The organism is Tibeticola sp. (assembly GCF_022759015.1).
Lineage (GTDB): Bacteria > Pseudomonadota > Gammaproteobacteria > Burkholderiales > Burkholderiaceae_C > Tibeticola > Tibeticola sediminis.
The window spans coordinates 1-4,315 of sequence record NZ_JAEMQB010000026.1 but is presented as its reverse complement, the minus strand read 5'-3'; the positions used below and the strand labels follow the sequence as shown (position 1 = coordinate 4,315).

5 protein-coding genes are annotated in these 4,315 nt (G+C 64.3%); all 5 read left to right on the top strand.

The window, feature by feature from the left end:
• Positions 1 to 278: TlpA family protein disulfide reductase (locus tag JHC36_RS01775; protein ID WP_287915095.1), on the top strand; the 278-nt coding region annotated here is incomplete at its 5' end.
• A 135-nt stretch (positions 279 to 413) separates the two neighbouring features.
• Positions 414 to 881: an acetyl-CoA carboxylase biotin carboxyl carrier protein gene (accB, locus tag JHC36_RS01770; RefSeq protein WP_124222351.1), complete on the top strand. Its 468-nt coding sequence runs from the start codon at positions 414 to 416 to the stop codon at positions 879 to 881.
• Between the two features lie 15 nt (positions 882 to 896).
• A complete protein-coding gene (gene accC / locus JHC36_RS01765; RefSeq protein WP_124222349.1) occupies positions 897 to 2,261 on the top strand; it encodes an acetyl-CoA carboxylase biotin carboxylase subunit in 1,365 nt (454 codons plus the stop codon).
• A 68-nt stretch (positions 2,262 to 2,329) separates the two neighbouring features.
• Positions 2,330 to 3,211, top strand: a complete 882-nt coding sequence (prmA, locus tag JHC36_RS01760; protein ID WP_287915090.1) for a 50S ribosomal protein L11 methyltransferase — start codon at positions 2,330 to 2,332, stop codon at positions 3,209 to 3,211.
• Positions 3,212 to 3,232: 21 nt separating this feature from the next.
• Positions 3,233 to 4,054, top strand: coding sequence for a zinc-ribbon and DUF3426 domain-containing protein (locus JHC36_RS01755; protein WP_287915087.1), 822 nt, complete (start codon positions 3,233 to 3,235; stop codon positions 4,052 to 4,054).
• Positions 4,055 to 4,315 lie beyond the last annotated feature (261 nt).

Below are 4,315 nucleotides of genomic sequence, written 5' to 3'. Positions count from 1 at the left end.
CGCAACAGGCTCGTGGATGGGCGGTGGTCGGTCTGGCGATCGATCAGCCCAGCGCGGTGCGCGCCTTCTTGGCGCAGCGCCCGCTGAGCCTGCCCGTCGCTCTTGCCGGCTTCGGGGGCTCGGAACTGGCCAAGGCCTTGGGCAATGCCACGGGCGGCCTGCCGTACACGGTCGTGTTCGACCGGGACGGCGCGGTGGTGCAGCGTAAAATGGGTAAGCTCAGCCCCGACGACCTGGCTGCTTGGGCGCAGCTCCCGGTCGACGCAAGCGCCCGCTAAGCGGGGGGTGGCGGCGCGCCCAACTTTCTTCGGCTGAAGGCGCGGCATCCGTTCCCTGCTGTTCGGCGACGTTTGCCGAAGATCGTGCGAAATCGAGTACATTTGCGCACTTTGTCACAGAAAACTGGAGACGGTATGGATCTGCGCAAACTGAAGACACTGATCGATTTGGTTTCGGAGTCGAATGTTTCCGAACTCGAAATCACCGAAGCCGAAGGCAAGGTCCGCATCGTCAAGGCGCAGCCGCTCGCGCCGGTGGTCGCGGTGCCAGCGGCCCCGAGTGCGGCTCCTGCTTCGATCGTCGCTACCGCACCGGCGGCGCCCGCCGCAGCTCCGGCGGCCGCGGCCGAGCCCGCAGCGGCGCCCGCAGGGCATGTGGTCAAGTCGCCCATGGTCGGCACCTTCTACCGCGCCTCGAGCCCCGGGGCAGCGCCCTTCGTCGAGGTGGGCAGTGTCGTGAAAGAGGGCGACACCGTCGGGATCATCGAGGCAATGAAAATCCTCAACGAAATCGAGGCCGATTGCTCGGGAACGGTGGTGGAAATCCTCGTCGAAAACGGGCAGGCGGTCGAGTTTGGCCAGCCACTGATGGTCATTGCTTGAGCCGGGCGCCCCAGCATGTTCAAGAAAATTCTGGTCGCCAATCGCGGGGAGATCGCCTTGCGCATCCAGCGCGCCTGCCGCGAACTGGGCATTCGAGCGGTCATGGTGTATTCCGAGGCCGATCGCGACGCCAAGTACGTGAAACTGGCCGATGAGGCGGTTTGCATCGGGCCAGCACCGGCCGCGCTCAGTTACCTCAACATGCCGGCCATCATCTCGGCCGCTGAGGTGACGGATGCCGAGGCCATCCACCCCGGATACGGTTTTTTGAGCGAAAACGCCGACTTCGCCGAGCGCGTCGAAAAGAGCGGGTTCCAGTTCATCGGCCCGACTGCCGATTCGATTCGGCTCATGGGCGACAAAGTCTCGGCCAAGCAGGCGATGATCCGCGCCGGCGTGCCCTGCGTGCCGGGATCGGACGGCGCATTGCCCGACGACCCGGCCGAGATCCGTCGGATTGCGAAAAGCATCGGCTATCCTGTGATCATCAAAGCGGCGGGCGGCGGTGGCGGACGCGGCATGCGGGTCGTGCACACCGAGGCGGCGCTCGTCAACGCCGTTCAGATGACCAAGGCCGAAGCCGGCGCGGCCTTCGGCAACCCGGCGGTTTACATGGAGAAGTTTCTCCAGAATCCGCGCCACATCGAAATCCAGATCCTCGCCGACAAATACAAGAACGCCGTCTATCTCGGTGAGCGCGACTGCTCGATGCAGCGCCGCCACCAAAAGGTCATTGAAGAAGCCCCGGCCCCCGACATTCCGCGTCGATTGATCGAGCGCATCGGCGAGCGCTGTGTTGCCGCCGTCAAGAAAATCGGCTATCGCGGGGCAGGCACCTTCGAGTTCCTCTACGAAAATGGGGAGTTCTATTTCATCGAAATGAACACCCGCGTACAAGTCGAGCATCCGGTGACCGAACTCATCACCGGGATCGACATCGTGCGAACGCAGATCATGGTTGCTGCCGGGGCGAAACTGCCGTTCACGCAGCGACAGATCCAATTCCGGGGACACGCCATCGAGTGCCGGATCAACGCCGAGGATCCGTACCGGTTCATGCCCTCGCCAGGTCGGGTCACCATGTGGCATGCACCGGGAGGGCCGGGGGTTCGGGTCGACTCCCATGTTTACACGAACTACTTCGTTCCACCGAACTATGACTCGATGATCGGCAAAATCATCGTTCACGGTGACACTCGGGAACAGGCCATTGCACGCATGCAAACGGCCTTGCTCGAAACCGTCGTGGAAGGCATCCAAACCAATGTGCCGATGCATCGAGAGTTGCTCGTCGACGCGCGATTCATGGCAGGTGGGACGAACATTCACTATCTGGAAGAGTGGCTGGAGCAGCGCAGCGGCATCCGTCAAGCCCGCTGAAGGCCTACCGAGCGACCGGCCCACGCTTGTTTCCATTTTGAGCCGGTGTCCGCCGGCGAGCCGCTGCCATGTTTGAACTCATACTGACCTGCCCCGAGGACCATGTCGAGCTCCTCAGCGATGCCCTCGAGGCGCTCGACGCGCTCAGTGTCGCTGTCGAGGATGCGGACGCTGGCACGCCCGAGGAGCGGGCGCTCTTCGGCGAGCCTGGCCTGCCGCCACCCAGCGAAGCTTGGCAGCGCTCGCGCATCGCGTCCCTGTTTGCCGAGCGGCAGCAGGCAGAGCACGCCGCAGCCGTGCTGCGCGCGCAGGATTTTTTTGCAGCCTGCGAGATCGTCGGGGTGCGCGCCATCGCCGACCAGGACTGGGTCCGGCTCACGCAGTCCCAGTTCGAACCCGTATCCATCACCGATCGCTTCTGGATCGTGCCCACCTGGCACGAAGTACCTCCGCAAGCCCAGCGTGCGATCCGCCTCGACCCGGGCTTGGCCTTTGGCACCGGTACCCACCCCACCACCCGGATGTGCCTGCGGTGGATCGCGGCCCATGAAGGCGAGCTTGGACACGTGATCGACTATGGCTGCGGTTCCGGCATTCTCGCCATTGCCGCGGCCATGCATGGCGCCACGCGGGTCGAAGCCGTCGATATCGACCCTGCAGCGATCGAGGCCACCCGCTTCAACGCCGAGTCCAATCGCGTCGAACTCAACGCGGGTGCGCCGGAGGCGGCAAGCGGACCCTATGAAACCGTCGTTGCGAATATCCTGGCCACGCCCCTCAAGGTTCTGGCACCCTTGCTGAGTCGGCTGGTCGCTCCGGGAGGCAATTTGGTTTTGGCAGGCATCTTGCAGCGCCAGGCCGACGAGCTGAAGGATGCCTATGCCCCCTACCTCTCGCTGCACGTGGCTGACGAGGAAGACGGCTGGATCCTCATGACGGCACGGGCCTGAAGCAGAGCCAAGGGCGAGCGCATGCAGCAGGATCGGACGTCTGCACCGATGAGCAAGAGCCAGATGACTCAATGCCCGGCCTGCGGCACCTGCTTTCGGGTCGTCGCGGACCAGCTTCGCATCGCGGACGGTTGGGTTCGTTGCGGGCAATGCGGGGAAGCCTTCGATGCGCGCGCCCGTCTGAACGAAGTGACGCTCGTCGCCAGCGACGCGATCCCTGAACCGGATTCGCCGACGGGCGCACTCGGTTCCTTCCCACACACCGCTTCTGAACCGAGTCCAAGCATCGGCGAGCCTGAGCCTGAGCCTGAGCCTGAGCCCGTCCCTTCGTTCGTCCGTCAAGCGCAGCGTGCCGCGCGTTGGAATCGACCTTGGGTTCGTTGGGGGTTCCGGGTGCTTGCGCTGTTCCTGGCGCTACTGCTCGCGCTGCAGGTGGCGGTCCAGCAACGGGATCGCTTGGCCGCCATCGATCCCGGCGTTCGAGTCGGGATGGAGCGCTTGTGTCTCGCGCTGGGCTGCACGATCGACTCGCCCCGAATTCCCGATGCGGTCTTGATCGAAGCCTCGGGAATTCGCCAGGTCCGCGGAGCCCAATATGAATTGCGCTTGGCCTTGCGCAACACCGCAGCCGTGGACGTTCAGATGCCGTGGGTCGAACTGACGCTGACCGACGAGCGCGATCAGATCACGCTGCGACGCGTGCTGTCGCCCCAGGACCTGGGTGCGCCGCGCACCTTGCCCGCTGCCGAGACTTGGAGCGGCGGGATCGTGTTCGAGATGGCCGCCGGGGCCGGTGCGGCTCGTCCGCTGGCAGGCTACCGGGTGCTGACCTTTTACCTCTGAGAGGCTGAGAAGGAATTGGTCATGCCCGCTTTGACGCCCCAAAACACGCCCGAGGGCGTTGCAAATGCGCGCCGTAGCCGGAGCTACGGCTGTGCTTTGCGCCTACTCGGGCGCGTTTTGGGGCGCCCCTTCGGGCACGCCCAATTCCCTCTCAGCCTCTGAGCGGGGGACCTGCCCTCATTGGATTTTCACCCATGACCACGCTGATCTGCGGTTCTTTGGCATTCGACTCGATCATGAGCTTTGAGGGGCGGTTTTCGG

Excerpts from the sequence above, each read along its gene's own strand:
- accB (WP_124222351.1), top strand. The coding sequence starts at position 414 with ATGGATCTGCGCAAACTGAAGACACTGATCGATTTGGTTTCGGAGTCG.
- accC (WP_124222349.1), top strand. The coding sequence starts at position 897 with ATGTTCAAGAAAATTCTGGTCGCCAATCGCGGGGAGATCGCCTTGCGC.
- prmA (WP_287915090.1), top strand. The coding sequence starts at position 2,330 with ATGTTTGAACTCATACTGACCTGCCCCGAGGACCATGTCGAGCTCCTC.
- JHC36_RS01755 (WP_287915087.1), top strand. The coding sequence starts at position 3,233 with ATGCAGCAGGATCGGACGTCTGCACCGATGAGCAAGAGCCAGATGACT.